Below are 25925 nucleotides of genomic sequence, written 5' to 3' on the forward strand. Positions count from 1 at the left end.
CCTTGGGTTGGTATTTCCGGGTCATGGAAACGGGATGAAGCACGCCGGGCGCCCCGGTGGCAACATCCGATTGCGGCCCCATCAACAGGGCGCGCAGTCAAATATCTGATAGCGCTCACTTTCTCTGGACCGCGCGTTGCTTTGCGAATATGGCAGGTTGCGTCCTGCAACGCGAGCAACTGGAGCTGGGAATGAAGCGAATCCTGATCGGCCTGATCGTCGTGGCCGTGATGGCCGCGGGCGGATGGTTCGGCTTCAGCTTCTACGTTCAGCATCGCGTCGCCGCCGAGATCGAGGCGGCCTTCGAGCAGATCCGCGCCAGTGGCGGCAAGGCGAGCCACGGCAAGGTGGCGTTCGATCTCGTGACCCGGACGCTGACGATCGAGGATATCGCGGTTGAGCCTGCCAACCAGCCGCAGGCTCATGTCAAGATCGCCGCTATCAAGGGCGTCGGCATTCGCCAGGTCGAGGAGACACGCTTCGCGGCCGACAGCATCGATATCTCCGGCTTCGAGGTCGCGCTGGACGAGGTCGGCCCCGGCAAGCTGAAAGTCTCCTACAAGGTCCCGCAGTTGACCATGCGGGACTACGTCGGTCCCATTCATGCTCAGAACGCGCCGACGTCAGGCTCCCTGATCGACATGTACCGCTTCGCGCTCGATCAGTACGCAAATGTGACGGCTTCCTCCGTCATAGCGCCGACCCTCGCATTCGCCTTCGATGCGGGCAGAAGCGCCGGAGGTAGTGGCGAGGTCGCCTATTCGGGTCTCGCGATCCAGAAGCTCGCCCAAGGCAAGATCGCCGCGATCAAGGCGGAGCGCGCCAGCTTCACGATCAACGTGCCGCAGCCAGGCAAGGCGGACAAGCTGACTGGCGAGGTGTCCGACATCATCATCAATGATTTCGATTCGACCGCGATCGCCGCCGCGCTCGATCCCCAGAAGGCGAACGACGACAGCTATCATCGTGTCTACGGGCAGATGTCCACCGGCACTTATGTCGTGACGTCGACGCTCGGCATCCGGATGCAGGTCGACGGGATCGCCATCACCGACATCGCGGTGCAGCCATCGAAATTCCGGCCGGCCGAGATCCTGGCGCTGCTTCCGGCGGACAGCACGGTCCCGCCGACGCCGGCGCAATCGCGCAATCTGATGGAAAAGCTCGCCGGTTTCTATGAAGGCCTTCGCGTCGGCAAGCTCGAGATCGGCACCATGTCGATGACGACCCCGCAAGGGACGCCCCGGCTCAGGGCCATCAGATACCAAGAAGGCGGGTTCGCGCTCGAAGGCCTGGATGCGCCGACGCCGCAAGGGCAAATCAAGGTGGAGCGCTTCGCACTCAAATCGCTCAGCATCACGAACCTGATGCGGTGGGCAGCGAGCCTCACCCATCCCGGACAGCCGCCCTCGCCGGCTCAGATGCTGGGCCTGTTTAGCGTGCTCGCAGGCGCGGAGATCAAGGGCGTGTCCGCGCCGTACAAGAATACCAAGAAGCTGGTCACGATCGACACACTGAGTCTGGACTGGGGGCAGCTGGTCGGCTCGATCCCGAGCAAGGCGCATGTGGTTGCCAAATTTGTCACGCCGGCCGATCCATCCGATCCAAAACAGCTTCCATTGATTGCCAGCGGGATCGACAAGCTCGCGGTCGACCTCGATCTCGGCGCTGCCTGGACCGAACAGTCCAACAGCTTCGTTCTGACGCCCGCGACGCTCGACATCGGAGGCATCGCAAGAGCGCAATTGCGTATCGCGCTCGGCAACGTACCACGCGAGGTGTTTTCGGCCGATCCCGCCCAGCTCATGGGCCAGGCGGCCCGGATCGAGGCGGGCACGCTCGAATTCTCATTGCGCGACAGCGGCGTCGTCGATCTCGTCGCGGCACAGTTCGCGCGCATGCAGAAGGTCAGCCGCGATACCGCACGCCAGGCGCTCGTCGAGAGCATCAAGGCTAAACGCGAGCAAGTTGCTTCCGCCAATCCGGATGCGAACGCGGCCGTGGACGCGATCGCACGTTTCGTCGAGACGCCGGGCCAGACGCTTTCCATTAAGCTGTCCCCGCGCGCGAAGGCACCGCTGATGCAATTGATGCAGCTCTTGCAAACCGACCCACAGAGCGCGCTTGCGCAGTTCAGGATCGAGGCGTCGACGGGGCTGTAGTTGGATTTCGTGTCCCGGACGCGCTGCAACGTGTAACGCTGCTGCGCAGAGCCGGGATCCAGAAGCCTGCTGCTCGCTCAGACATGGGCCCCGGCTCAGCTGCGCACCACTGCGTGCTGCGCTGCGTCCGGGGCACGGACATCTTCCCGCGCAAGCTTCACTTCTGCGGCAGGCTCACCTTCACGTGCAGCTCGCGGAGCTGCTTGGGGCTGGGCTCCGACGGCGCGCCCATCAGGAGGTCCATGGCCTGCTGGTTCATCGGGAACAGCGAGATCTCGCGCAGATTGTTGGTGCCGCACAAGAGCATGACGATGCGGTCGACGCCGGCCGCCATGCCGCCATGCGGCGGGGCGCCGTACTGGAAGGCGCGGTACATGCCGCCGAAGCGATCAACGACTTCCTGCTCGCCGTACCCTGCGATCTCGAACGCCTTCACCATCGCTTCCGGCACGTGGTTGCGGATTCCGCCCGAGGCGATCTCGTAGCCGTTGCAGGTGATGTCGTACTGGAACGCCTTGATGGTCAGCGGATCCTGGCCCGTCAAGGCATCGAGACCGCCCTGCGGCATCGAGAACGGGTTGTGCGAGAAGTCGACCTTCTTGTCCTCCTCGTTGTACTCGTACATCGGGAAGTCGACGATCCAGGCCAGCTCGAACCGCTCCTTGTCGGTGAGGTTCAACTCCTCGCCGACCTTGTTGCGGGCCAACCCTGAAAACTTCCAGAACTTGTCGGGATCGCCGGCGACAAAGAAGGCGGCATCGCCTTCCTTCACGCCGATCTGCGCGCGGATCGCGGCGGTGCGCTCAGCACCGATGTTGTTGGCGAGCGGACCGGCACCCTCGCCGCCCTCGCGCCACATGATGTAGCCAAGGCCCGGCTGTCCCTCGCCCTGCGCCCATGAATTCATGCGGTCGCAGAAGGCGCGCGAGCCGCCACCCGGCGCCGGGATCGCCCACACCTGGTTCTTGGGGTCCTCCAACATCCGCGCGAACACCTTGAAGCCGGAGCCGCGGAAGTGTTCGGAGACGTCCTGCATCTCAATCGGGTTGCGCAGGTCCGGCTTGTCGCTGCCGTATTTGCGCAGCGCCTCGGCGAAAGGAATCCGGCGCCAGCCCTTGGTCACCGGCTTGCCCTTGGCAAATTCCTCGAACACGCCCGTGATGACAGGCTCCATCGCGGCGAAGACATCTTCCTGCGTGACAAAGCTCATCTCGACGTCGAGCTGATAAAACTCGCCCGGCAGGCGGTCGGCGCGCGGGTCCTCGTCGCGGAAACAGGGCGCGATCTGAAAGTAGCGATCGAAGCCCGACATCATCAGGAGCTGCTTGTACTGCTGCGGCGCCTGCGGCAGCGCGTAGAACTTGCCGGGATGGATGCGCGACGGCACCAGGAAGTCGCGCGCGCCCTCCGGCGAGGACGCGGTCAGGATCGGCGTGTTGAACTCGAAGAAGCCCTGCCCCTCCATCCGCCTTCGCATCGACTTGATGATTTCGACGCGCGTCATGATGTTCTGGTGCAGCTTCTCGCGACGGAGGTCGAGGAAGCGGTACTTCAGGCGGATGTCTTCAGGGTATTCCTGGTCGCCGAACACCGGCAGCGGCAGGTCGCCGGCCGGGCCCAGCACCTCGATCTCGCTGACATAGATCTCGATCTTGCCGGTCGGCAGATCGTCATTGTCGGTGCCTTCGGGGCGGCGGCGGACTTTGCCATCCATCTTGACCACGAATTCCGAACGCAGCTTCTCGGCCTGCGAAAACGCTGGCGAATCCGGATCGACCACGCACTGGGTCAGGCCGTAGTGGTCGCGCAGGTCGATGAACAGCACGCCGCCATGGTCGCGAACGCGATGCACCCAGCCCGAAAGGCGGACCGTCTCGCCGATGTTGCTCTCGCGGAGCGCGCCGCATGTATGTGACCGGTAGCGATGCATGGTCGTCCCAAATTCAATGTCGGAGGATCGAATCGAACCGCCGAAACGGCCGGTCCAACGTTGCGGCAGGGTTTACCTCGGGAGGACGGGGGCGGCAACCAAGGGAACGGCCCGTTTTCGGCTGGAAGTGCCCATTTTTGCCCAATCTGGGCTCAAGCCTTTGCCATCAGGCGTTCCACCCCTATCTTGAGGTCATGACAGTCCATTTCCCGTTCCAGAACTCCTATTCGGCACTGCCGGACAGCTTTTTCGCCCGGGTCGCACCGACGCCGGTGGCGGCGCCCCGGCTGATCAAGCTGAACCGGCCGCTGGCGGTCCAGCTCGGGCTCGATCCAGATGTGCTGGAGACCCCTGAAGGCGCCGAAATCCTGGCGGGCAAGACGGTTCCCGCCGGCGCCGATCCCATCGCCATGGCCTATGCCGGCCACCAGTTCGGACAGTTCGTGCCCCAGCTCGGCGACGGACGGGCGGTGCTGCTCGGCGAAGTCGTCGACAAGGACGGCATCCGCCGCGACATCCAGCTCAAGGGCTCGGGCCCCACCCCGTTCTCCCGCCGCGGCGACGGCCGTGCCGCGCTCGGGCCGGTGCTGCGCGAATACATCGTCAGCGAGGCGATGTTCGCACTGGGCATTCCGACCACGCGCTCGCTCGCGGCCGTCGTCACGGGCGAACATGTGCTGCGCGAGACGGCGCTGCCGGGCGCGGTGCTGACGCGCGTCGCCTCGAGCCATATCCGCGTCGGCACCTTCCAATTCTTCGCTGCCCGCCGCGACACCGAGGCGGTCCGCCGGCTCGCCGACCACGTCATCACCCGCCATTATCCGGAGCTGCTTGGCGCCGAGCGGCCCTATCACGCGCTGCTGTCCGGCGTCGTCGCGCGCCAGGCCGAACTGGTCGCACGCTGGCTGCTTGTCGGCTTCATCCATGGCGTGATGAACACCGACAACTCTTCCATCTCCGGCGAGACGATCGATTACGGTCCGTGCGCCTTCATGGATTCCTACAATCCGTCGCAGGTGTTTTCCTCGATCGACGAGATGGGCCGCTATGCCTACGCCAACCAGCCGCGCATCGCGCTGTGGAATCTGACGCGGCTTGCCGAATGCCTGCTGCCGCTGTTCTCCGACGATCAGGAAAAGGCGGTTGCCGAGGCCCAGGACATTCTCGGCGCCTTCTCCGAGACGTTCAGCGACACCTATCAGGCGGGCCTGCGCAAGAAAATCGGCCTGTTCACGGACCGCGACGGCGACGACGTGCTGATCCAGGACCTGCTGGATGCCATGGCCAAGAACCAGGCCGACTTCACCCTCACCTTCCGCAAGCTTGGTGATGCTGCGGCTGACGAGACCGGCATCGCCGACGTCCGCGCGCAGTTCATGGACCCCGACGCGTTCGACGACTGGGCGGGACGTTGGCGCGAGCGCACGGTGCTGGAGCCGCAAACCGGAGCCGAACGGCAGGCCGCCATGCATGCCGTCAATCCCATGTTCATCCCGCGCAATCACCGCGTCGAGGCCGTAATTCAGGCGGCGGTAAATGATGACAATTACGCGCCGTTCGAGGAGTTGGTGAAGGTGCTGGCGAAGCCGTTCGAGGACCAGCCGGACTACGCCGCCTACGCCGATCCCCCGCTGCCGGACCAACGGGTGCTGCAGACGTTTTGCGGGACGTAGCGACGAACTCGGTGCGTAGGGTGGATTAGCCGAAGGCGTACTAAGCCGAGCTTGTGGACGCCTCGCGCCACCGGAACCGCTGTCATCAAACTGAAACACTCGCACTCTAACGGCCTGTCAGGGTCGTCTTGCCGGAGGCGCCCACCCTCCAACGATCCTGACAAGTGCCATGCCTTTCAAGTTCATCCACATCACTGACACGCATCTCGCGAATCCCGGGCTGAAGCTCTATGGCCTCGACCCGCGCGCCCGACTGGATGCTGCGATTGCCGACATCAACAAGCATCACGCCGACGCGGCCTTCGCGGTCGTGACCGGCGACCTCACCCATTGGGGCGAGGCCGAATCCTACGCCAATTTCACCGACGCAATGGCGGCGCTGAAAATCCCCTACATCGCCATGGTCGGCAACCACGATCGCCGCGTCACCTGCCTCGATAGCCTGAAGGCGGCGCCGCGCGATCCCAACGGCTTCGTGCAGGGCACCCGCACCACTGAGCACGGGCTGTTCGTCTTCCTCGACACGCTGGACGAGACCAGCCATGCCGGCGAGATGTGCGCCAAGCGCCTCGGCTGGCTCGCGAGCACGCTCGCGGCCGCGCCGGCCGACATGCCGTTCGTCGTGTTCATGCACCATCCGCCGTTCACGGTCGGCGTCCATGCGATGGACGAAATCTCGCTGGCACAGAGCGCCGAATTCGCCGAGGTGATCGCACCCTATCGCTCGCGCATCCGCCACCTCTTCTTCGGCCACGTGCACCGGCCGATCTTCGGCAGCTACGGCAAGATCCCGTTCTCGACGCTTCGCGGCACAAACCACCAGGTCTGGTTCGAGCTCGACGCTGCCGCGGCCGAGCATCTCGCCAGCCACGAGCCGCCGGCCTACGGCGTGGTGCTGATCGACGGCGAGAACCTGGTCGTGCACAGCCACGACTTCCTCGACACCAGTCTGCGCTTTCCCTTCGAGCCACCGGCGGGAGTGGACGGCCGCGACTATGCGCTCAATTTCCCGGCGCGATGAGATGAGCTTCGCAGAACCCGCGGCTCTCCCGGTCGCGGCCTCGGCGCCGCCGCGCCTGCATATCCTGAATCGGTTTTCTCACCGCTTCAAAACCTCCCTGCCCGCCTATCTGCTGCTGCTGCCCTCGCTCGTCTTCCTCGCGCTGTTCACCTACGGTGCGATGGGCCGCGTCCTCGTCGACGCGCTCTATCAGCGCGCCACGCCCAGGGCGCCGGTTCGTTTCGTCGGTCTCGACAACATCGCAGCGGTGCTTGCTGACCCCGCCTTCACCGGCGCGGTCGTCAACAATCTCGTTTATGCCGTCGGCACGGCGATCCCGAGCATTGGCCTCGCGCTGCTGTTCGCGCTGGCGCTGTCGCGCACCAACGCGTTGACCAGTGCACTGCGCGCCGCGCTGTTCCTGCCGGTGCTGATCCCGATGGTCGCGGCCTCCGCGCTGTTCCTGTTCATCTTTCTGCCCAATGTCGGACTGCTCGACTATTACATCGGCCGTTTCCTGCCGGTGCTGCCGAATTGGCTCGGCGATTCCGACATCGCGCTCTATGCCATCATGGTCATCACGATCTGGAAGAACGCCGGCTATTACATGCTGTTCTTCCTGGCCGGCCTCCAGGCGGTGCCGGAAGATGTCATGGAAGCCGCCCATCTGGACGGCGCAGGGCCGTACCAGCGGCTGCGCCACATCATCCTGCCCGAGCTCAAGCCCACCTTCCTGTTCGTCACGGTCATCGCCACACTCAACGCGGTCACGCAGGTCGACCACGTCTTCGTCATGACCAAAGGCGGGCCGTCCAACGCGACCAATCTCGTGCTGTTCTACATCTACCAGCAGGCGGTCGAGCACTACGACATCGGCAAGGCCTCGGCAGCGACACTGCTGACGCTTGCGGCGCTGATGGGCCTCACCGCGCTCTCCTTCCGGACCATGGCGAACCGCGAGGGCGGGGCATGAAGCTGATCGGTAAGCTCTTCAAGGACGCCCCGCTCGCCACCCGCCGCGAGATCACGCCAAAGCTCGGCTTTGCGCTGACCGTGCTGCTCGCGGTCGTCTGGCTGATCCCGTTCCTGTGGATGGGCGTGGCGACGCTGCGCCCGGCATCCGACGGCATCAATCTGATGGCCGAGTTGATGCCGAGCCTGAAGCCGACGCTCGACAATATCAGGGACGCCTGGGAGATCGGCGATTTCCCGCGCTACACCCTCAACACTATCATGATCTGCACCGGCATCCTGTTGGTGCAGGTCGTCACGATCACGCTGGCGGGCTTTGCCTTTGCCCGGCTCGACTTCGCCGGAAAATCGCTGATCTTCTATCTGTTCCTGATGCAGCTGATGCTGGTGCCGGTGCTGCTGATCGTGCCCAATTTGAGCCTGGTGGCGCAGCTCGGCCTCTACGACACGCTCACCGGCGTGATGATGCCGTTCTTCGCTTCCGCCTTCGGCACCTTCCTGATGCGGCAAGCGTTTGAGGCTATCCCGACCGAGCTGGAAGACGCTGCCCTGATCGACGGCGCCAGCCTGCTCCAGCGCATCCGCCACATCTACGTGCCACTGTCGATGCCGAGCTTCTCGGCCTTCGCCATCATCTCCGTGACCAGCCACTGGAACGACTTCCTGTGGCCTCTGATGGTGATCAACTCGCCGGACAAGCGGCCGCTCACGGTGGGACTCTCGGTGTTCACCGCGACCGCGGAAGGCACGCAGGCCTGGGGCACCATCGCCGCCGGCACGCTGATGGTGATCGCACCGCTGCTCATCACCTTCCTGATCTTCCAGAAACGCTTCATCAGCTCTTTCGTCACCTCACGCATCAAATAGGAGATTTCTCGATGCTGTTTTCCCGCAGGATCATGCTTGGCCTTGCCATTGCAGGCACTTTGGCAAGCGCCCTCACCTTCCCGGCGCTGGCCGAAGGCCCGACCGAGATCGACCTGTTCTTCCCCGTCCCCGTCGACGGCAAGCTCGCCCGCGACATGGGCACCTTGATCAAGGAGTTCAACGAGACCCATCCCGCGATCAAGGCGACAGCCGTCTACACCGGCTCTTATGACGACACGCTGATCAAGACGCGCGCCTCGATCAAGGCCGGCAAGCCGCCGGCTGCCGTGATCATGTCGGCGAACTTCCTGCTCGATATGCAGATCGAGAACGAGCTCACCAACCTCGATCCCTTGATCGCCGCCGACGGCACCACCAAGGAGCAGTTTCTGGGCCAGTTCTTTCCGGCGCTGCAGGGCAACGCGGTGATCAACCGCTCAGTCTACGGCGTGCCATTCCATAACTCGACGCCGCTGCTCTACATCAACGCCGACAAGGCCAAGGAAGCGGGCCTCGATCCGAGCAAGCCGCCGCAGACCTGGGCTGAATTGACCGACTGGGCCAAGAAGCTCACCAAGCGCGAGGGTGACAAGGTGACCCAATGGGGCATCGCGATCCCCTGCGCCTACGATTATTGCGGCTGGATGATGGAAACGCTCACCATGACCAATGGCGGGCGCTACTACAACGAGGAGTTCGGCGGCGAGGTCTACTACGACACGCCCTCGATGCTGGGCGCGCTGACCTGGTGGAACGACCTCGTCACCAAGCACAAGGTTCACCCGCCCGGCGCGACGCCTGGCCCGGCCGTCAGCACCTCCTTCATTTCCGGCAATGCCGCGATGATGATGCTCTCGACGGGCTCGCTGACCTATGTGCGTGACAACGCCAAGTTCGCCTACAAAGTCGCCTTCATCCCGCGCAACGTCCGCAACGCCGTGCCGATCGGCGGCGCCTCGCTGATCGTTCCGGCGGGCCAGGAAGCCGACAAGCAGAAGGCCGCATGGACGCTGATCAAGTGGATGACCTCGCCCGAGAAGAGCGGCTGGTGGAGCCGCGCCACCGGATATTTCGCCCCCAACATGGCCGCCTACAAGACGCCCGACATGGTCGAATTCTTGAACAAGAACCCGGACGCCAAGACCGCCGGCGAGCAGCTCGAGGTCGCAAAACCGTGGTTTGCGACCTACAAGACCGTACCCGTGCGCAAGACGCTGGAGGACGAGGTCATGCTCGTCCTCAACGGCAAGAAGCAGCCGAAGGAGGCGCTCGTCGCCGCCCAGAAGGCCGCCGACGAGACGCTGAAGCCGTACAATGCGGAGACGTCGCTGAAGCTGCCGTAAGGGCCTCGAAGCTTCGTAGGGTGGATTAGCCGAAGGCGTAATCCACCAAGGCAGTTCCGCGTGTGAGAAAAGTGGTGGGTTACGCCTTCGGCTAACCCACCCTACGGTCCTCCAATCGTTACCACGATCTTGCCGAACTGCTCGTTTGACTCCAGATAGCGATGCGCTTCGACGATCTCCTCAAACTGAAACGTTTTGGCGATGATCGGCTGCAATGCACCGTCCCGCAGCCCGTCGAGGATGAAGGTCTTCGCCTTAGCAAGCCGCGGGGGATCGCGGATGATCTCGTGCACGAGATAGCCGCGTAGCGTCAGGCTTTTGGTCAGGACGCTGAAAAGCGGAAATGGCGTCGGCTCGGGGCTCAGGCCGCCATATTCGATGAGAACGCCACCCGGCGACATCGCGGCGGTGAGCGGCTCAAATATGGGGCCGCCGACCGCATCGAACACCACGCGAACGCCGTTTGAGCCGACGATGTCCTCCAGGCGCGACCGGATGTCCTCTTCCACCGAGGCGATGACGTCGGCGGCGCCAGCATCGCGCAAGGCCTGCCGCTTGATCGAGGTTCGCGTCACTGCAATCGGGATCGCACCGATCCGGTTCGCGATCTGAATTGCTGCAAGCCCGACACTGCTCGACGCCGCCGTAATAACCACCGCCTCCCCTCGCTTTAGCCCAGCAATATCGACCAGAGCGCCGAACGCCGTTAGATATTGCATCCATACCGCGGCCGCCGCGTCGAAGCCGAGCTCGGGCGGGTGCTTCACGACGAACTCCGCCGGAAACGTGATGAGCTCGCCATAAGCGGGCCATCGCACCATCGACACGGGCGGCACGATGCTGACGGCCTCGCCCGGCAAAAAGCCGCTCACGGCTTCGCCGATCGCCTCGACGATGCCCGCGGCCTCGAGACCAAGGCCGGACGGAAACGTCGCGGTCTCGATATAGGTCCCCTTCCGCAAGAGCGCTTCCGCACGATTGAGCCCAAGGGCCTTGACCCTGATCTGCACCTCGCGCCTCCCTGGCGGCGCGACGTCGACGGTCTCGATGCGCAGCACCTCGGGGCCACCATGTCTGTGGAAGCGAACGACGCGCGCCATGAACACACTCCAAAACAATTGAATTGAATGGAGCTATGGCAACCGGGCGGCACTGGATAAAGGGTTCAGAGGGGTGAACAGTCGAAACCAGGAGTTTGCAATCATGGACCGCCTGACCAGCATGGCCGTCTTCGTCAAGGCGGTCGATGTGGGTTCGTTCGCCGCCGCCGCCGATGCGCTCGAAATGTCGGGGCCAATGGTCGGCAAGCACGTTCGTTTCCTCGAGGAGCGCCTGGGCGTCCGCCTCCTCAACCGCACCACACGGCGCCAGAGCTTGACCGAGACGGGCCAAGCCTATTACGAGCGCTGCCGCACTGTGCTCGCTGAAGCCGAGGCCGCCGACGCCGTCGCTTCCGACGAATTGTCCGAGCCGCGTGGCCGGCTCCGCGTGACCATGCCCGCCCTGCTCGGCCGGCACTGCATCGCCCCCTTGCTGATGAAGCTTGCGCGACGATATCCCGATCTGGAGCTCGATCTCTCGTTCGGCGACCCGATCGCTGACATCATCGAGGGCCGCTATGATCTTGCGATCCGGACCGGCGATCTGCACGATCAATCCGGCCTGAAGACGCGGCGCATCGCAAGCCAGCGCATGGTGGTGTGCGGCGCGCGCTCGTATTTGCGCGCCAACGGCAAGCCGAAATCGCTCGACGATCTTGCCCAGCATCAGGCGATCATCTATCGCCGCTCCGGACGCGTCCGGCCGTGGCTGTTTCCCCGCAAGGGCCAGCCTCCGAGCGAAATCATGCCGGCGGGAAGGCTCAGGTTCGACGATCTCGATGCGATTGCGGATGCCGCGACACAGGGGATGGGACTGGCCTGGCTGCCATACTGGCTGGTCCGCGAACGCCTACGCGCCGGTACACTCATCAATCTGTTGAGCGGTCAGCCGGGATTCCTCTACGACTGCCATGCGCTCTGGCCCCGCTCGCCCCGGATGCCGCCGAAAGTTCGCGCCGCCGTGGACGCCTTGGCGGCCGCCCTGCCGAAGCTCATGACCTGACGCCGGATGCCACGACGCTGCACGGCATGGCGCGCCCGTTAACCCCGCGTCCACCATCCGGCCCGGCCTTCCGCCGGTAACCACGAGAATTAACAGACCCTCAATTCGCCCCAGACAAGTTTAGCAATGTTTCTGAGGGGTTTTGCTGTGGATCTGTTGGTTTTCGAGTTCCTGGGACTGGCCTTGGTCGCCATGTGCGTGGTCGTGGTGGCCCTGCCTTGTACGCGCAAACCCTCCCGGCGGGTCCGCTACGAATAGGATTTTCGTCGGTAAATGCGATTCCGGCCCAAATGCAAGGCTCGAATTCGCTTCGAGCCCCTTGACATCACAGCGCTTTCGGCAGAACGGCTGATGGACTTGTCATGGGCCGTTCATGGATCTGATTACCACCACCGCTGACCTTGCGGCTGCCTGCAGCCGGTTGGCCAAGCACCCCGTCATTACCGTCGATACCGAGTTCCTGCGCGAGACCACCTATTACCCGCTGCTGTGCGTGGTGCAGATGGCCAGCGCCGAGGAAGCGATCGTCATCGACACCCTGGCGGCGGGCATCGACCTCAAGCCGTTCTTCGAGCTGATGGCCAATGAGGCCGTGCTGAAGGTGTTCCACGCCGCCCGGCAGGACATCGAGATCATCTGGCATCAGGCGGGCATCATCCCGCATCCGGTGTTCGACACCCAGGTCGCGGCCATGGTGCTCGGCTACGGCGACAGCATCGCCTACGACGCGCTGGTCGAGAAGGTCACCGGACACCGCCCGGACAAGACTCACCGCTTCACCGACTGGTCGCGCCGGCCGCTGACCAAGGAGCAGATGCACTACGCCGTGTCCGACGTCACGCATCTGCGCGACGTGTTCGCAGCCCTCGATGCCGACCTCAAGAAGCGCCGCCGCAGCGAATGGGTCTCGATCGAGATGGAGGTCCTGACCTCGCCCAAGACCTACGACTTCCACCCCGAGCGCGCCTGGGAACGGCTCAAGACGCGGGTGCGCAAGCCCAAGGACCTCGCGGTCCTGATGGAGGTCGCCGCCTGGCGCGAGCAGGAGGCGCAAAGCCGCGACGTGCCGCGAGGCCGCGTGCTGCGCGATGAGGCCGTCAGCGACATCGCGACCCACGCGCCAAACACGATCGAGAAGCTCGCGAACCTGCGCTCGGTGCCGAAGGGTTTTGAGAAATCCAAATGGGGCGCCGACATCGTCGCCGCCGTCGAGCGCGGCCTGGCGCGCGATCACGCCACGCTGCCGAAGCTGGAAAAGCCGCGCAACAATAACAATGGCGCCGCGATCGTCGAGCTGTTGAAGGTGCTGTTGCGCATGACCGCGGAGCGCCATGCGGTCGCCAGCAAGGTGATTGCGACCGTCGACGATCTCGAGGAGATCGCGGCCGACGACGAGGCCGACGTGCCGGCATTACGCGGCTGGCGCCGCGAGCTGTTCGGCGAGGCCGCACTGAAACTGAAGCGCGGCGAGCTGGCGCTGGCGGTCGAGAAAGGCCGCGTGATCGGGGTTCAGCGGGCGGAATAGGCCGCCATCTCTCCCCAGCGTCGTCCTGGCGAAAGCCAGGACCCATCACCCCAGGGAAGAGTTTGGCGAAGACTCGTCGTTCGGGCTCCTACCATCCCCATCGAGAGACCTCGCGGTATGGGTCCCGGCCTTCGCCGGGACAACAGGGTGGGTGCGGCGGAACGCTCCGCCTGCATTGACGCTTCCCTTACGCCGGCGTCAGCTTCGCCACTTCCGGCTTCATGTCATCAAGCACACCTGAAATCGCCGCGACCAGCTCGTCGATCTGAGCTTTGGTGACGATCAGCGGCGGGCAGATAGCGATGGCGTCGAGCATGTTGCGCGAGATCACGCCGCGCTCCTGCAGCATGCGGCTGGCCATGCCGCCGACGGCGCCCGGCGTTGCCGCCGCGGTCCTGCGCGCCTTATCCAGCACCAGTTCGATCGCTGCGATCATGCCGACACCGCGGACCTCGCCGACCAGCGGATGACTGGTGAGTTCACGCAGCTTGCCTTGCATGTAGCCACCGAGCTCGGCGGCGTGCGCAACCAGTCCCCGCTCCTCGATGATCTTCAAATTCTCCAGCGCAATCGCCGAGCCGACCGGATGGCCGCCCGCGGTGAAGCCGTGGCCGAGCACGCCGATCTTGTTGCTCTCATCGGCGATCGGCTCGAACATGCGATCGTTCATCATGATGGCCGACAGCGGGAAATAGCTCGAGGTGATCTGTTTGGAGACCACGATCGCGTCGGGCTTGATGCCGTAGGTTTCGCAGCCGAACATCTTGCCGGTGCGGCCGAAGCCGCAGATGACCTCGTCGGCAACCAACAGGATGTCGTATTTGTTCAGCACCTTCTGGATCTTGTCCCAATAGGTCGCCGGCGGCACGATGACGCCGCCCGCGCCCATCACCGGCTCGCCGAAGAACGCCGCGATCGTGTCCGGGCCTTCCTTCTGAATCAACGCATCGAGCTCCTCGGCTCGCCGCGTCGCGAAGGCTTCCTCGCTCTCCCCGGGCGCGCCGTCCTTGTAGAAATGCGGCGAGCCCGTGTGCAGGATGTTCGGGAGCGGCAAGTCGAAAGAGCGGTGGTTGTTCGGCAGGCCGGTGAGGCTGGCGGACGCAATGGTGACGCCGTGATAGGCGCGCATCCGGCTGATCACCTTCTTGCGCTGTGGCTGGCCGAGCGCATTGGAGCGATAGGCAATCAACTTCAGAACGGTGTCGTTGGCCTCCGAGCCGGAGTTGGTGAAGAACACCTTGCTCATCGGCACAGGCGCAAGTGCGACCAGCTTCTCGGCGAGATCGATCGAGGGCCCGTGCGATTTGGCGGAGAAGGTATGATAGAATGGCAGCGCCAGCATCTGCTTGTGCGCGGCGTCGACCAGCCGCTTCTCGTTGAAGCCGAGCCCGACGCTCCACAGGCCTGCCATCGCCTCGAAATAGCGCTTGCCCGACGCATCGAACACGTAGGGGCCCTCGCCGCGCTCGATCACCAGGGGACCGGCCTGCTGATGGGCGCGCGCGTTGGTGTAGGGATGGAGCTGATAGGCCACATCCCGGGCCTCTTGCGAATTGGGCAACATGGACATTTGCGGGCATCCTTGAAAGCGTCACGTCGCCGGCGCGGCCAGCGTCATCACTCGATGATCCAGCTCCTTGGCTATTGCCACCGCGCAAAACTTGCAACGTCAATTCGTCGGCAGCAAGCGCTCACCAGCGTTGCACAAAGCCGCACATCGGGCAGCTGTCACGCCGCGCCGTCGTCATTCCCATCGCCATCGGCCGCAGCGGCCTCCCGCACCTCCACCAGCGCCATCGAGAGCAGATACACCGTCGTGGGCAGACCAAGACGGCGCGCCGCCTCGGCGGCACGCGACAGGTCGCTTGCCAGCTCCTCGAGCTGATCTCCCCGTGACAATGTCCCACTCCATCCGTCGATCGCGGCCGCCTACACCGCAACGGCGCCGCTGGTTCTGATCAGCTCGGCGCTGGACTGGATTGTAGCAAAATTCCCGATCACATTCACTACTGCATGCTTATAGGCGGCAGCATCGCCTGTCCCCGGCTGCCGGCAGGCCACCGCGTCGGCCACCACCTGGAAGCGATGGCTGCGGTGAAACCCGTCGATAGCGGTGGCCAAGACAGTTTCGTCGAGGGAAAAGCCAGCGAGCACGCAACGGACATTGCGGATATTGGACATGTAGTCCACAAGCCGCGACGAACTGTAGGCTGACGGCAGCGGGTGCTCGAACGTCATTTCTCCCGGCCGCGGCTTCGCCTCCGCGATCCAATCGGTCAGCCTGGATGCCGGATTGAACCAGGCCGCCTGCGCGATGCGCTTCAGATGCATCACCGGCCAGAGATTGTCGCGCCACAGCGTCAGCAGTTCCACGCAGCGCGCCGTGGCGGCATCGCCGTCGAGGATGACGTGGCGACGTCCGGGGGTCAGATATTCGACCTGGAGATCCGCGCAGACCAGGATCGGCGGATCGTCTGTGACGGAAACCAGCATGGGTTTGCGCGCAGCTGCAGCAGTTTCAACGGCCAGCGAGCGCGACGTCCCGCAGCGGCGACGTCACGGCCCGTCCTGCCGAGGCGTCGAGCACGCCCGGCCGGTCCCAATCGCCCTCGGGGCGGATGATCACGTACGGATCGCTGTCCAGCGTAATGGCATCCGGGCCCGGTTCGATCTCCAGCAGCATTTCCGTGTAGGAGAAGTCGGAAAAGGTGATCTTGCGATTGTGACCGAGCGGCTTGGCCCCGAAATGAGCCCAGAAATCGACCAGCCGGTCCTGCGCCTGGCCGTAGATCTTGCGAAAGCCCTTGCGCTTCACATAGTCGACGCTCGCCTGTACCAGCTTGAATGAGACCCGCGAGCGCCGATATTGGTGCCGCACCGCAAGCCGTTCCACCTTGGCGAAATCGCCGAAGAACCGCACCCGTAGACAGCCCGCAGGCTCGTTGCCGACATAGCCGATGAAATGCGCGGCGACCATGTCGTTCCCGTCGAACTCCTCGTCGAACGGGCAATCCTGCTCGGCGAGATAGACGGCTGAGCGGATCGAGGTGACCAGCATGAGATCGCTGAGATCGCGTGCGAGGCGAATGGTGATGGCGCGGGAATCGGGCTTCGCGAGAGGAATCCTAGTACCGTGCATCTGCAAAACTCCTTGCTTGGATGATCGCGCCCGGCATGCGCATCGGCTGCCGATGCCAGGGCCGCTCGTAGCACCAGAGGTCGGGTTGGAAGCTTGGAACAGGCTCGAAGCCTGTCGCCTTCATGATATCGCGTCCGGCCACGGTTGACGGCTGCGCATAGCAATCCGCGTTGCGAAACCTTAGCTGTCTAAGATGAGCCGCGGCCTTGCCGAGACCGGCGACGCCACGCCCCGTCGCCGCGATCGCCCAGATGTAGATGGCGGAAACGTCTTCCTTCGCGGACGCGAGATGGCACGTCTCGGGCGCGGTGAGGCAGATCTCGTCGAGCAGCAGCGCATCATGCCCGCGATCGTTGAGAAACAGGAAGGCCATGCCGCCGACGAGCTTGCCCTTCCGGCTGAAAGTCAGGATGCTCTCGGGATCGAAGGCGAAATATTTTGCAAGCTCAGTCGCCCCGATCCGAACGCCCGGCACCAGCCGGTGCGCCAGCTGCGAAAGCGCGGCGATTTCGGAAAATTGGGCACGACGGACGTCGACATCCGGACTGAGCGGCAGCGCGTCGAAATCATGCCTTGCGGCAAACGTGCCCCTTTCCATACCCATGTCACCCCTCTATCGTTCGCGGCCTTCGTGCCCCGCTATGACCAAGAGCTTAGCGGCTGGGGATCAGGCGTATGCAGCAGTTATTGCACCGGGGTGCTGCGATAATGCAGCACCGTGAAGAAGCCCTGGACATGTCCTGGGACGATTTGAAACTGTTTTTAGCTTGCGCAAAATATAAAAGTTTCCGCAACGCCGCCGAGGAGCTCGGGCTCACCTCCACCACCTTGATGCGCAGGATCGACCGGCTCGAAGAGAGCATCGACTGCAAGCTGTTCCTGCGCGACCAGAGCGGGCTCACGCTCAGCGACGAAGGCAGCGCGATGATCGCCGACGTGGCGCATATGGAGCGTCATGCCTTCAACGTGTTCCGGCGAGCCTCGCGATCGTCGAACGACATGTCAGGCACCGTGCGGGTCGCGGTGACCGAAGGTCCCGGCAATTTCTGGATCCTGCCGCGACTGATCGACTTCCAGAAGACCTATCGCAAGATCACCGTCGACCTGCGCTGCGCGATGGAACAGGCCGACGTCGCGCGGCTCGAATCCGATATTGCGATCCAGCTCGAGCCGCCGACCAATCCCGATCTGATCGTCGCCAAGCTCGGCCGGCTGCACATCTATCCCTTCGTGTCCAAAGAGTACGAAAACCTCTACGGCGTGCCGGCGAGCCTGGCCGAGCTGAAGAACCACCGCATCATCAAGCAGAGCGCTCCGCAGGTCGACGACGGCGCTTATGCCCGCGTGCTCGGACTTAAGTCGCTCGAGGGCATCGTCGGGATCAAGACCAATTCCTCGGTCGGCGTGCTCTACGCGGTGGAGCGCGGCGCCGGCATCGGATTCCTGCCGACGGTCTCGATCGCGCTCGGCGCCCCGCTCGTCGCCGTCGATCTCGGCGTCAGCCACCACGCCGATCTCTGGCTTACCTATCACAAGGAGTTCCGCGCCTCCGAGCGCCACAAGATCGTGGTCGATTGGCTAAAGAAAATCTTCGATCCCAAGGCCCACCCCTGTTTCCGCGACGAGTTCATCCACCCGAACGCGCTGGCGCCGATGATGACGGTCGCGCGCGAGGGTTTTGGATTGACGGGCTATGTCGCGGCAATGCCGACTTAAAGCTTGAGCATGATCTTTTCGGGAAACCGCTTCGCAGTTTTCCGGATCCTCCTCTGGGCCGACGCGGGCAGGCTTCGCCTCACCACCGATGTTCGAAGCCGACCGCGCCCTGGTGCGACGTCAGCTCCTTGCGGAACTTGCCGTCGTAATTGACGTAGAGCCGCGCCGTGTTGGTCAGGCTGAGCGAGGCCGAGGCGCCGGCATCCGTGCCGTAACGGCTCTCGCCGATGCCGGGCACGACGATGCTCTGACTCCCGAGGCTGACTTGCACCGATCCCAGGTTCTGATGGAAATTGTCGACGAACTTGCCGTAGGCGGACAGGTCCAGGATCTTCTGGTCGAAGATGAAGTAGCGCCCGATCTCGGCTCCGATCATGACGCGCGCGCGCGAGAGCGCCGTCGAGCCGACATTGAGTGGATCGAGGCCGCCAACCTCCTGGAACGCGACGCTGGTGGCGCGGACATATTCCAGTGCACCCTTGGGCACGATCCGCATCTGATCCTTGGTCCAGTAATAGCTGATCTCGGTCAGCGCGCCGTCGACTGCGGCGCGATAACCCGCGGTCGCAAGTCCCAGGCCGGTGTCCCGGCTGGAGCGGACCTTGCCGAAGCCGTGCACCACCGCGAACGCCCAGGTCCAGGGGCCCTTGTCGACGGAGCCGCTGAAGCCGAGTTGCGTCAGGTCCAGCGTGGCGGACTGAAGTGCGAGCGGCACATCGATGTCGGTGTGGCTCTGGTCGACGGAGAAGCCGAGATTGACACCCGGCGCGAGCCGCGCGCCAAGGCCTGCGACACCGCCAAACGTCTTCCGCTTGTCGCCGACAAAGTCTCCTTGTGCATCCGTCCGGACCGAGATGCCGTAACCCTCGAACCAGGTGCGGTAGCGCGGATCTTCCGCGCCCGCCGATGCGCCGCCGCCGCCGGGATTGGTCCGGAACGCCCGGTTGACGCCGCCAGAAGCCTGGCTGCCGAGCCGCTCCAGGAAATTCGAGCCGAGATTGAGCGCGCTGTTGCCGGCCGACTGGTCGTAATTGGTCACCGTCGGAATCGGAATCGGAATCGGAATCGGAATCGGAATCGGCGTCGGTGACGGCGTGGGCGTCGGGGTCGGCGTAGGCGTAGGCGTAGGCGTCGGACTTTGCGCAAAGCCTGATGTCGTCGACAGTAGCATGATGAGCGCAAACGCCACGGCAGCCGCGATCCAACGGACGCGGTTCAGCCTGATCGCCTGCCGTGTCTCTGAGGGCTGCGACGTGCAGCACATGGCGACAAATCCCGAAGCAAAGGGCGGCGCGCAAAAATGCAACAGGAGCGGCGCACGCGTGCCGCGATTTGTGCCGAACTGTTACTGAGGGTCAACCGGCTGGCGCGTCCGGGCAAAGGCATTGCTTCCGATTGTGGTTCCGCGGCCACAGGTCGCAAATTGCGGACGGGCACTCCGGTCGGGCTCTTGAAATTCGCGCGCGGCTTGCTAACGGGCGATTTTCATGTTGCAATATCGGACACAATCGGAATTGGCCGCTCGACTGTGCGTTTCGCGACATTGAAACTCAAGACTCGAACAGACTACCGGAGGCCCGTTTGTGGCGTGGCACGCGAAAAGCGGCCGCGTCGTTTTTGTATCTAGCGGAGGAGACTGAGGATGCCGCAAAAGGGCACCGTCAAATGGTTCAACCCGACCAAGGGCTATGGGTTCATCAAGCCGAACGGCAGTGACAAGGACGTCTTCGTCCACATCTCCGCCGTCGAGCGCGCCGGACTCTCGACCCTCAATGAAAATCAGGTGGTTGAATACGACCTCGTGGAGAACCGCGGCAAGGCATCCGCGGAGAACCTCAAGGTTTCCTGATTGCTCTCGCGGTCTGCGCAAGAGATCATGACGTTGCCCCCGGCTCTGCCGGGGGTTTTTGTTTGGGATGAAAGTATTCCGAGTGCGACGGCGCTTCACCGCACCAACGGCGCAACCAGAAAGTTCTCCGACGGCCCGCTGCCCGCGGTCTTGCACACATCGCCCTCGATCCGGACCTTGCCCGTCGCGAGCAGGCTCAGTGCTGCGGGATAGATGCGGTGCTCGACTTCGAGGATACGCTCCGACAGCGTGTCCGCCGTGTCGTGGTCGCTGACGGGAACGGCGCCCTGCATCACGATTGGACCGGCGTCGGTCTCGGGGATCACGAAGTGCACTGTCGCTCCGGACAGCTTGACGCCGGCGCGCAACGCCTGGCCGTGCGGGTCGAGACCGGGGAACGATGGCAGCAGCGAGGGATGGATGTTGAGCATCCGCCCGTACCAGGCCTCGGTGAATTCGGCCGTGAACAGGCGCATGAAGCCGCCGAGGCAAATCAGCTCGATGCCGTGCTGATCGAGCGCTGCTTGCAGCACCTTCTCGAAGCCGGCGCGGTCCTTGCCGAACGGCTTGCTTTCGATCACCAGCGTCTTCACGCCGCTCGCTTTGGCCCTTTCCAACCCCTGCGCATCGGCCTTGTTCGAGATGACGAGCGAAATCTCCGCCGGAAAATCCGGCGCGGCCGCGCCCTTGATCAGCGCAGCCATGTTGGAGCCACGGCCGGAAATCAGGATGGCGACGCGGCGTTTCATCACAGCGCCAGATCGAGATGGCCGTTATAGACGACGCGGTGCTCGCCCTCAGCCGGGATCACAGTGCCGAGCTGTGCCACGGTCTCACCGGCATCGGCGAAGACCTCGACGACCTCTTCGACCTTGTCCGGCTCGACGATTGCGATCATGCCGATCCCGCAATTGAAGGTCCGCAACATTTCGAGCTCGGCGATGCCGGCCTGCGCGGCCAGCCATTTGAACACCGGCAGCACTGGCAGGCGCGCCAGATCGATACCGACGCCGAGATGCTTCGGCAGTACGCGCGGAATGTTGTCGGTGAAGCCGCCTCCGGTGATGTGGGCAAGCCCCTTCACCGCGCCGGTCTCGCGGATCGCGCGCAGGCAGGATTTGACGTAGAGACGCGTCGGCGTCAGCAACGCGCCGCCGAGCGTCATGACGGGCGCAAACGGCGCCTGCGCCCCGAAGCCGAGGCCGGATTGTTCCACGATCTTGCGCACCAGCGAGAAACCGTTGGAGTGCACGCCCGACGAAGCGAGCCCGATCACGGCATCGCCGGCGGCGATGTCCTTGCGCGGCAGGAGCGTGCCCCGCTCGGCGGCGCCGACGGCAAAGCCGCCGAGGTCGTAGTCGCCGTCCTTGTAGAGGCCGGGCATCTCGGCCGTCTCGCCGCCGATCAGGGCGCAGCCGGATTCGCGGCAGCCTTCGGCGACGCCGGCGACAATCGACGCGGTCGCCTCCGGATCGAGCTTGCCGCAGGCAAAATAGTCCAGGAAGAACAGCGGCTCGGCGCCCTGCACCACGAGGTCGTTGACGCTCATGGCGACGAGGTCGATGCCGATCCCGCCATGCAGGCCGGTCTCGATCGCGATCTTGAGCTTGGTGCCGACGCCATCGGTCGCGGCCACCAGGATGGGATCCTTGAAACCGGCGGCCTTGAGATCGAATAGGCCGCCGAATCCCCCGATTTCGGCGTCGGCGCCGGGCCGTGCGGTGGCGCGCACCATCGGCTTGATCAGGTCGACCAAGCGGTTGCCCGCATCGATATCGACGCCTGAATCGGCGTAAGTGAGGCCGTTTTTGCGGTCGGTCATGCCCGATTTCCAGTGGGTTTGCGGCTGGTTACGTCGAATTCCGGGGACGCGCAATGGCTCGCATGGCGCGCCGCCGTATACTATGTAGAGATATCAACCGGTTCAGCCTGCAAAGGGCCGAATTCGAGGTCAGGCCGGGTGCCGGGAAGCGCCGTGTGAGTATACCGAACATCATTACTTTGGGCCGCATCATGCTGGTCCCGATCATCGTCTGGGCCATCGTGTCGAGCCAAATGGAGGTGGCGTTCGCCGTCTTCCTGATCGCCGGTATCAGCGACGCGGTCGACGGCTTCCTTGCCAAGCGCTTCAACATGACGAGCGAGCTCGGCGCCTTGCTCGACCCGCTCGCCGACAAGGCGCTGCTGGTCTCGATCTACATGGCCTTGGGCATCTGGGGCGCGATTCCGCGCTGGATCGTCATCCTGGTGGTCTCGCGCGACATCATGATCGTCGCCGCCGTGATCATATCGTGGCTGTTCGACCGCCCTGTGGAGATGAAGCCCTCGAAGGTATCCAAGCTCAACACTGTGGCCCAGGTGGCGTTCGCAGCGCTGGTACTGGCCGCCCTCGCCTTCGGCTTCAAAGCCGGTCCTTATGATATAATCCTGATGGGCCTCGTCACGATCTTCACGCTCTCCTCCGTGTCGCTCTATCTCGTCGAGTGGTTGCGGCACATGAGCACGATCGAGGCCAAGTAGCAGCACGATCGAGGCCAAATGAGTTGGGAAGCGGCCCCGCAAAGGCCAACTCCCGTTCGATTAAGTCGCATCTCTTCAAACCAAGCCGGCATATGCCGGCACGGAGCAAAGCAAGCGTGCCAGGCCGCGTTCATCCCCGACAATTGGCGTTTTCGCTACCGCATGCGGAGAGCCTGAGCCGGGACAATTTCCTCGAAGGCCCCGTCAACGCCGCCGGACTTGCCCTCATCGACGCCTGGCCGGAATGGCCGAACCGGATCATGTGGCTGGCCGGCCCGGAAGGAAGCGGCAAGAGCCATCTCGCCGCGATCTGGGCCGAGGCCTCAGGCGCCCGCTCGACCACGGCCAATGGGCTGACCGCCGAAGCCGTCCCGGCTGCGCTCGCCACCGGCGCGCTGGTGGTCGAGGATCCCAAGGCGAGGGGATTCGATGAGCGCGCCCTGTTCCATCTGATGAATCTGGCCCGCGAGGACGGCGCCTACGTCCTCTTCACCGGACGCGAGGCGCCCGCCTCTCTCGAGATCGAGCTCGCCGACCTGCGCTCGCGGCTCCGCGCTGTCCCCGTTATCTCGCTGCTGCCGCCTGACGACCAGCTCTTCCGCGGCCTGATCGTCAAATTCTGCGCCGACCGCCAGCTCGCCATGGACGAGAGCGTGGTCAGCTACCTCGCCACTCGCCTGGAGCGGTCCTCGGCCGCCGCCCGACGGGCTGTGGACCTGCTGGACAGCGAGGCCCTGCGCCTCGGCCGCCCCGTCACCCGGGCCCTGGCGGCCGAGCTGCTCCGGGATGTCTGACCAAGGCGGCTTGACGCGGCCGGGCCGCGGAACATCAATGTCATCGAAACGTCATCGCTCTAACACATGCTCCCGCGGGTTTTGCGCGTAAGTCGCAAATTGGGGCGAACTGGATGGATCGACTTCTGATGGACTCTGCGCAAGCTGTTGAAGTTAAAGAAAAAGCCCCGGAAGCCGAAGGCCCGCCGGCGATCGCATCGAGCCCCGAGCGGTTCATCAATCGCGAGCTCTCCTGGCTGCACTTCAACCGCCGCGTCCTGGAGGAATCGGTCAATCCCAGCCACCCCATGCTGGAGCGGGTGCGATTCCTGTCGATTTCAGCGAATAACCTCGACGAGTTCTTCATGGTCCGCGTCGCCGGCATCAAGGCCCAGGTGCGCGAGGGCATTGCCGAGCGCAGCCCCGACGGTCTGACGCCGTCCGAGCAGCTCGCGCTCATCAACCGGACCGTTTCGCAGCTTGCCTCCGACCAGCAGGCAATCTGGCGCGACCTGCGCGGCACGCTCGCCGACGAGGGCATCGTGCTGGTCGAGGGCAAGGAAGTCACCAAAGCGGAACGAACCTGGGTCGAGGACTACTTCCTCAGTAACGTGTTCCCGCTGCTGACACCGCTCGCGATCGACCCGGCCCACCCCTTCCCGTTCATTCCGAGCCTCGGCTTCACCATCGCGCTCCAGCTCACGCGCGCCGCCGACGGCAAGCAGATGAACGCGCTGATCCGCATGCCCGGCAAGATCGACCGCTTCATCCGCCTGCCGGCCGAGGGCAAGATAGTCCGGCTGATCTCGCTGGAGCAGGCCACCGCGCTATTCATCAACCGCCTGTTCCCCGGCTACAATCTTCACGGCCAGGGCGCCTTCCGTGTCATCCGCGACTCCGAACTCGAAATCGAGGAAGAGGCCGAGGATCTCGTCCGCTTGTTCGAGACCGCGCTGAAGCGCCGCCGCCGCGGCTCGGTGATCCGGCTCGAGATCGATGCCAAGATGCCGGAGCAGCTGCGCAGCTTCGTACAGCACGCGCTGTCGACCGCCGACGACGAGGTGTTCCTGGTCGATGGCGTGCTCGCCATGAACGAGCTCTCGCAGCTCACCCGCCTCGACCGGCCCGATCTGGAATTCACCCCTTACGTGCCCCGCCATCCCGAGCGCGTGCGCGAGCAAGGCGGCGACATCTTCGCTGCGATCCGGCAGAAGGATCTCGTCGTTCATCACCCCTATGAATCCTTCGACGTCGTGGTGCAGTTTCTCCAGCAGGCGACGCGCGACCCCGACGTCGTCGCCATCAAGCAGACGCTCTACCGCACCTCGAGCAACTCGCCGATCGTGCGCGCGCTCGTGGAAGCTGCAGAAGCCGGCAAATCCGTCACCGCGCTGATCGAGCTGAAGGCCCGCTTCGACGAGGAGGCCAACATCCGCTGGGCACGCGACCTCGAGCGCGCCGGCGTGCAGGTCGTCTATGGCTTCCTCGAACTGAAGACCCACGCGAAATTGTCGATGGTGGTGCGCCGCGAGGGCGGCAGCCTCACGACTTACGTCCACACCGGCACCGGCAATTACCACCCGGTGACCGCGCGCATCTACACCGACCTCTCCTACTTCACCTCGGACCCGACCATCGGCCGCGATGCCGCCCGCGTGTTCAACTTCATCACCGGCTATGCCGCGCCGAGCGATCTTGAAAAGATGGCGGTCTCGCCGCTGACCTTGCGCAAGCGCATCATCGAGCACATCCAGGGCGAGACCGCGCATGCGCGCCACGGCCGGCCCGGTGCGGTCTGGATGAAGATGAACGCGCTGGTCGACCCCGACATTATCGACGCGCTCTACGAGGCCTCACAGGCCGGCGTGCAGGTCGAGCTTGTGGTGCGCGGTATCTGCTGCCTGCGGCCCGGCATTCCCGGCCTGTCGGAGAACATCCGCGTCAAGTCGATCATCGGACGATTCCTCGAACACGGCCGAATTTACTGCTTCGGCATGGGCCAGGGCCTGCCGAGCGCGAAAGCGGCTGTGTATATCTCCTCGGCCGACATGATGCCGCGCAATCTCGACCGCCGCGTCGAGGTGCTGTGTCCGCTGCAAAATCCCACGGTGCATCAGCAGGTTCTCGAACAGATCATGGTCGCCAATCTCAAGGACAATGAACAGAGCTGGCAATTGTTGCCGGACGGGTCCTCAACGCGTATGAAGACCGCGAAGGGCGAGGAGCCTTTCAACGTCCACAACTACTTCATGACCAATCCGAGTCTGTCTGGCCGTGGTAAGTCGCTCAAGGAATCCTCGCCGCGCCGCCTCACGCGCCGTAATGAACGTCATCAATCCTGATCCGGGATCGT

23 protein-coding genes are annotated in these 25925 nt (G+C 64.0%); 13 read left to right on the top strand and 10 right to left on the bottom strand.

Features of this window, described 5'->3' with window-relative positions; genetic code table 11:
- Positions 1 to 191 precede the first annotated feature (191 nt).
- Positions 192 to 2162: a hypothetical protein gene (locus AC0L3K_RS24350; RefSeq protein WP_219683167.1), complete on the top strand. Its 1971-nt coding sequence runs from the start codon at positions 192 to 194 to the stop codon at positions 2160 to 2162.
- 157 nt (positions 2163 to 2319) lie between these two features.
- On the opposite strand, the gene aspS is transcribed toward AC0L3K_RS24350, so the two are convergent.
- The gene (gene aspS / locus AC0L3K_RS24355) at positions 2320 to 4092 is read right to left on the bottom strand and encodes an aspartate--tRNA ligase (protein ID WP_473367036.1); all 1773 of its coding nucleotides are present in this window, start codon (positions 4090 to 4092) and stop codon (positions 2320 to 2322) included.
- A gap of 194 nt (positions 4093 to 4286) precedes the next feature.
- Between aspS and AC0L3K_RS24360 the strand changes: the two genes are divergently transcribed.
- From AC0L3K_RS24360 to AC0L3K_RS24380, 5 genes are all read left to right on the top strand, one after another.
- Positions 4287 to 5765, top strand: a complete 1479-nt coding sequence (locus AC0L3K_RS24360; RefSeq protein WP_219683168.1) for a protein adenylyltransferase SelO — start codon at positions 4287 to 4289, stop codon at positions 5763 to 5765.
- A gap of 169 nt (positions 5766 to 5934) precedes the next feature.
- Positions 5935 to 6786: a phosphodiesterase gene (locus AC0L3K_RS24365; protein ID WP_007591896.1), complete on the top strand. Its 852-nt coding sequence runs from the start codon at positions 5935 to 5937 to the stop codon at positions 6784 to 6786.
- 1 nt (position 6787) lies between these two features.
- Positions 6788 to 7738 carry a carbohydrate ABC transporter permease gene (locus AC0L3K_RS24370; protein ID WP_035992818.1) on the top strand — a complete coding sequence of 317 codons (951 nt, stop codon included), beginning with the start codon at positions 6788 to 6790 and terminating at the stop codon, positions 7736 to 7738.
- On the top strand, positions 7735 to 8604 hold the full coding sequence (locus AC0L3K_RS24375) for a carbohydrate ABC transporter permease (RefSeq protein ID WP_473367037.1): 870 nt from the start codon (positions 7735 to 7737) through the stop codon (positions 8602 to 8604). The genes AC0L3K_RS24370 and AC0L3K_RS24375 overlap by 4 nt, the downstream gene beginning before the upstream one ends.
- Before the next feature lie 11 nt (positions 8605 to 8615).
- On the top strand, positions 8616 to 9947 hold the full coding sequence (locus AC0L3K_RS24380) for an ABC transporter substrate-binding protein (RefSeq protein WP_473367038.1): 1332 nt from the start codon (positions 8616 to 8618) through the stop codon (positions 9945 to 9947).
- Between the two features lie 101 nt (positions 9948 to 10048).
- Here the strand turns inward: AC0L3K_RS24380 and AC0L3K_RS24385 are convergent, their stop codons facing one another.
- On the bottom strand, positions 10049 to 11047 hold the full coding sequence (locus AC0L3K_RS24385) for a zinc-dependent alcohol dehydrogenase family protein (protein WP_219683169.1): 999 nt from the start codon (positions 11045 to 11047) through the stop codon (positions 10049 to 10051).
- Positions 11048 to 11150: 103 nt separating this feature from the next.
- Here AC0L3K_RS24385 and AC0L3K_RS24390 point away from each other — a divergent pair, with 103 nt between their 5' ends.
- Positions 11151 to 12050: a LysR family transcriptional regulator gene (locus AC0L3K_RS24390; RefSeq protein ID WP_219683170.1), complete on the top strand. Its 900-nt coding sequence runs from the start codon at positions 11151 to 11153 to the stop codon at positions 12048 to 12050.
- Between the two features lie 373 nt (positions 12051 to 12423).
- The gene (rnd, locus tag AC0L3K_RS24395; RefSeq protein ID WP_007591909.1) at positions 12424 to 13575 is read left to right on the top strand and encodes a ribonuclease D; all 1152 of its coding nucleotides are present in this window, start codon (positions 12424 to 12426) and stop codon (positions 13573 to 13575) included.
- 187 nt (positions 13576 to 13762) lie between these two features.
- Here rnd and AC0L3K_RS24400 read toward each other — a convergent pair whose 3' ends face one another.
- The 5 genes from AC0L3K_RS24400 to AC0L3K_RS24420 all read right to left on the bottom strand — a co-directional run bounded on the left by AC0L3K_RS24400 (position 13763) and on the right by AC0L3K_RS24420 (position 17318).
- Positions 13763 to 15145 (bottom strand): aspartate aminotransferase family protein, encoded by a 1383-nt coding sequence (locus tag AC0L3K_RS24400; RefSeq protein WP_473367039.1) that lies wholly within the window; start codon positions 15143 to 15145, stop codon positions 13763 to 13765.
- Positions 15146 to 15303: 158 nt separating this feature from the next.
- Positions 15304 to 15474, bottom strand: a complete 171-nt coding sequence (locus tag AC0L3K_RS24405) for a hypothetical protein (RefSeq protein ID WP_007591915.1) — start codon at positions 15472 to 15474, stop codon at positions 15304 to 15306.
- A gap of 30 nt (positions 15475 to 15504) precedes the next feature.
- The gene (locus tag AC0L3K_RS24410; protein ID WP_219683171.1) at positions 15505 to 16068 is read right to left on the bottom strand and encodes an isochorismatase family protein; all 564 of its coding nucleotides are present in this window, start codon (positions 16066 to 16068) and stop codon (positions 15505 to 15507) included.
- Positions 16069 to 16093: 25 nt separating this feature from the next.
- A complete protein-coding gene (locus AC0L3K_RS24415; RefSeq protein ID WP_007591919.1) occupies positions 16094 to 16714 on the bottom strand; it encodes a GNAT family N-acetyltransferase in 621 nt (206 codons plus the stop codon).
- Positions 16701 to 17318: a hypothetical protein gene (locus AC0L3K_RS24420; RefSeq protein ID WP_473367040.1), complete on the bottom strand. Its 618-nt coding sequence runs from the start codon at positions 17316 to 17318 to the stop codon at positions 16701 to 16703. Before AC0L3K_RS24420 ends, AC0L3K_RS24415 begins: the two co-directional genes overlap by 14 nt.
- A gap of 71 nt (positions 17319 to 17389) precedes the next feature.
- Here AC0L3K_RS24420 and AC0L3K_RS24425 point away from each other — a divergent pair, with 71 nt between their 5' ends.
- Entirely contained in the window at positions 17390 to 18430 is a 1041-nt protein-coding gene (locus AC0L3K_RS24425; protein WP_219683173.1) for a LysR family transcriptional regulator, read from the top strand.
- 79 nt (positions 18431 to 18509) lie between these two features.
- Here AC0L3K_RS24425 and AC0L3K_RS24430 read toward each other — a convergent pair whose 3' ends face one another.
- On the bottom strand, positions 18510 to 19694 hold the full coding sequence (locus AC0L3K_RS24430; RefSeq protein WP_473367041.1) for an autotransporter outer membrane beta-barrel domain-containing protein: 1185 nt from the start codon (positions 19692 to 19694) through the stop codon (positions 18510 to 18512).
- Positions 19695 to 20072: 378 nt separating this feature from the next.
- Here AC0L3K_RS24430 and AC0L3K_RS24435 point away from each other — a divergent pair, with 378 nt between their 5' ends.
- Positions 20073 to 20279, top strand: coding sequence for a cold-shock protein (locus AC0L3K_RS24435; protein ID WP_007591938.1), 207 nt, complete (start codon positions 20073 to 20075; stop codon positions 20277 to 20279).
- A 95-nt stretch (positions 20280 to 20374) separates the two neighbouring features.
- Here AC0L3K_RS24435 and purN read toward each other — a convergent pair whose 3' ends face one another.
- Both purN and purM read right to left on the bottom strand, forming a co-directional pair.
- A complete protein-coding gene (gene purN, locus AC0L3K_RS24440) occupies positions 20375 to 21028 on the bottom strand; it encodes a phosphoribosylglycinamide formyltransferase (protein WP_219683175.1) in 654 nt (217 codons plus the stop codon).
- On the bottom strand, positions 21028 to 22101 hold the full coding sequence (gene purM, locus AC0L3K_RS24445; protein ID WP_007591942.1) for a phosphoribosylformylglycinamidine cyclo-ligase: 1074 nt from the start codon (positions 22099 to 22101) through the stop codon (positions 21028 to 21030). The genes purN and purM overlap by 1 nt, the downstream gene beginning before the upstream one ends.
- 155 nt (positions 22102 to 22256) lie before the next feature.
- Between purM and AC0L3K_RS24450 the strand changes: the two genes are divergently transcribed.
- From AC0L3K_RS24450 to AC0L3K_RS24460, 3 genes are all read left to right on the top strand, one after another.
- The gene (locus AC0L3K_RS24450; protein ID WP_027517558.1) at positions 22257 to 22799 is read left to right on the top strand and encodes a CDP-alcohol phosphatidyltransferase family protein; all 543 of its coding nucleotides are present in this window, start codon (positions 22257 to 22259) and stop codon (positions 22797 to 22799) included.
- A 116-nt stretch (positions 22800 to 22915) separates the two neighbouring features.
- Complete coding sequence (locus AC0L3K_RS24455; protein WP_219683176.1) at positions 22916 to 23593, top strand: P-loop NTPase family protein; 678 nt, start codon at positions 22916 to 22918, stop codon at positions 23591 to 23593.
- 128 nt (positions 23594 to 23721) lie between these two features.
- A complete protein-coding gene (locus tag AC0L3K_RS24460; protein WP_007591948.1) occupies positions 23722 to 25914 on the top strand; it encodes an RNA degradosome polyphosphate kinase in 2193 nt (730 codons plus the stop codon).
- The last annotated feature ends 11 nt before the right edge of the window (positions 25915 to 25925 follow it).

The organism is Bradyrhizobium sp. MI1.10, from assembly GCF_055811035.1.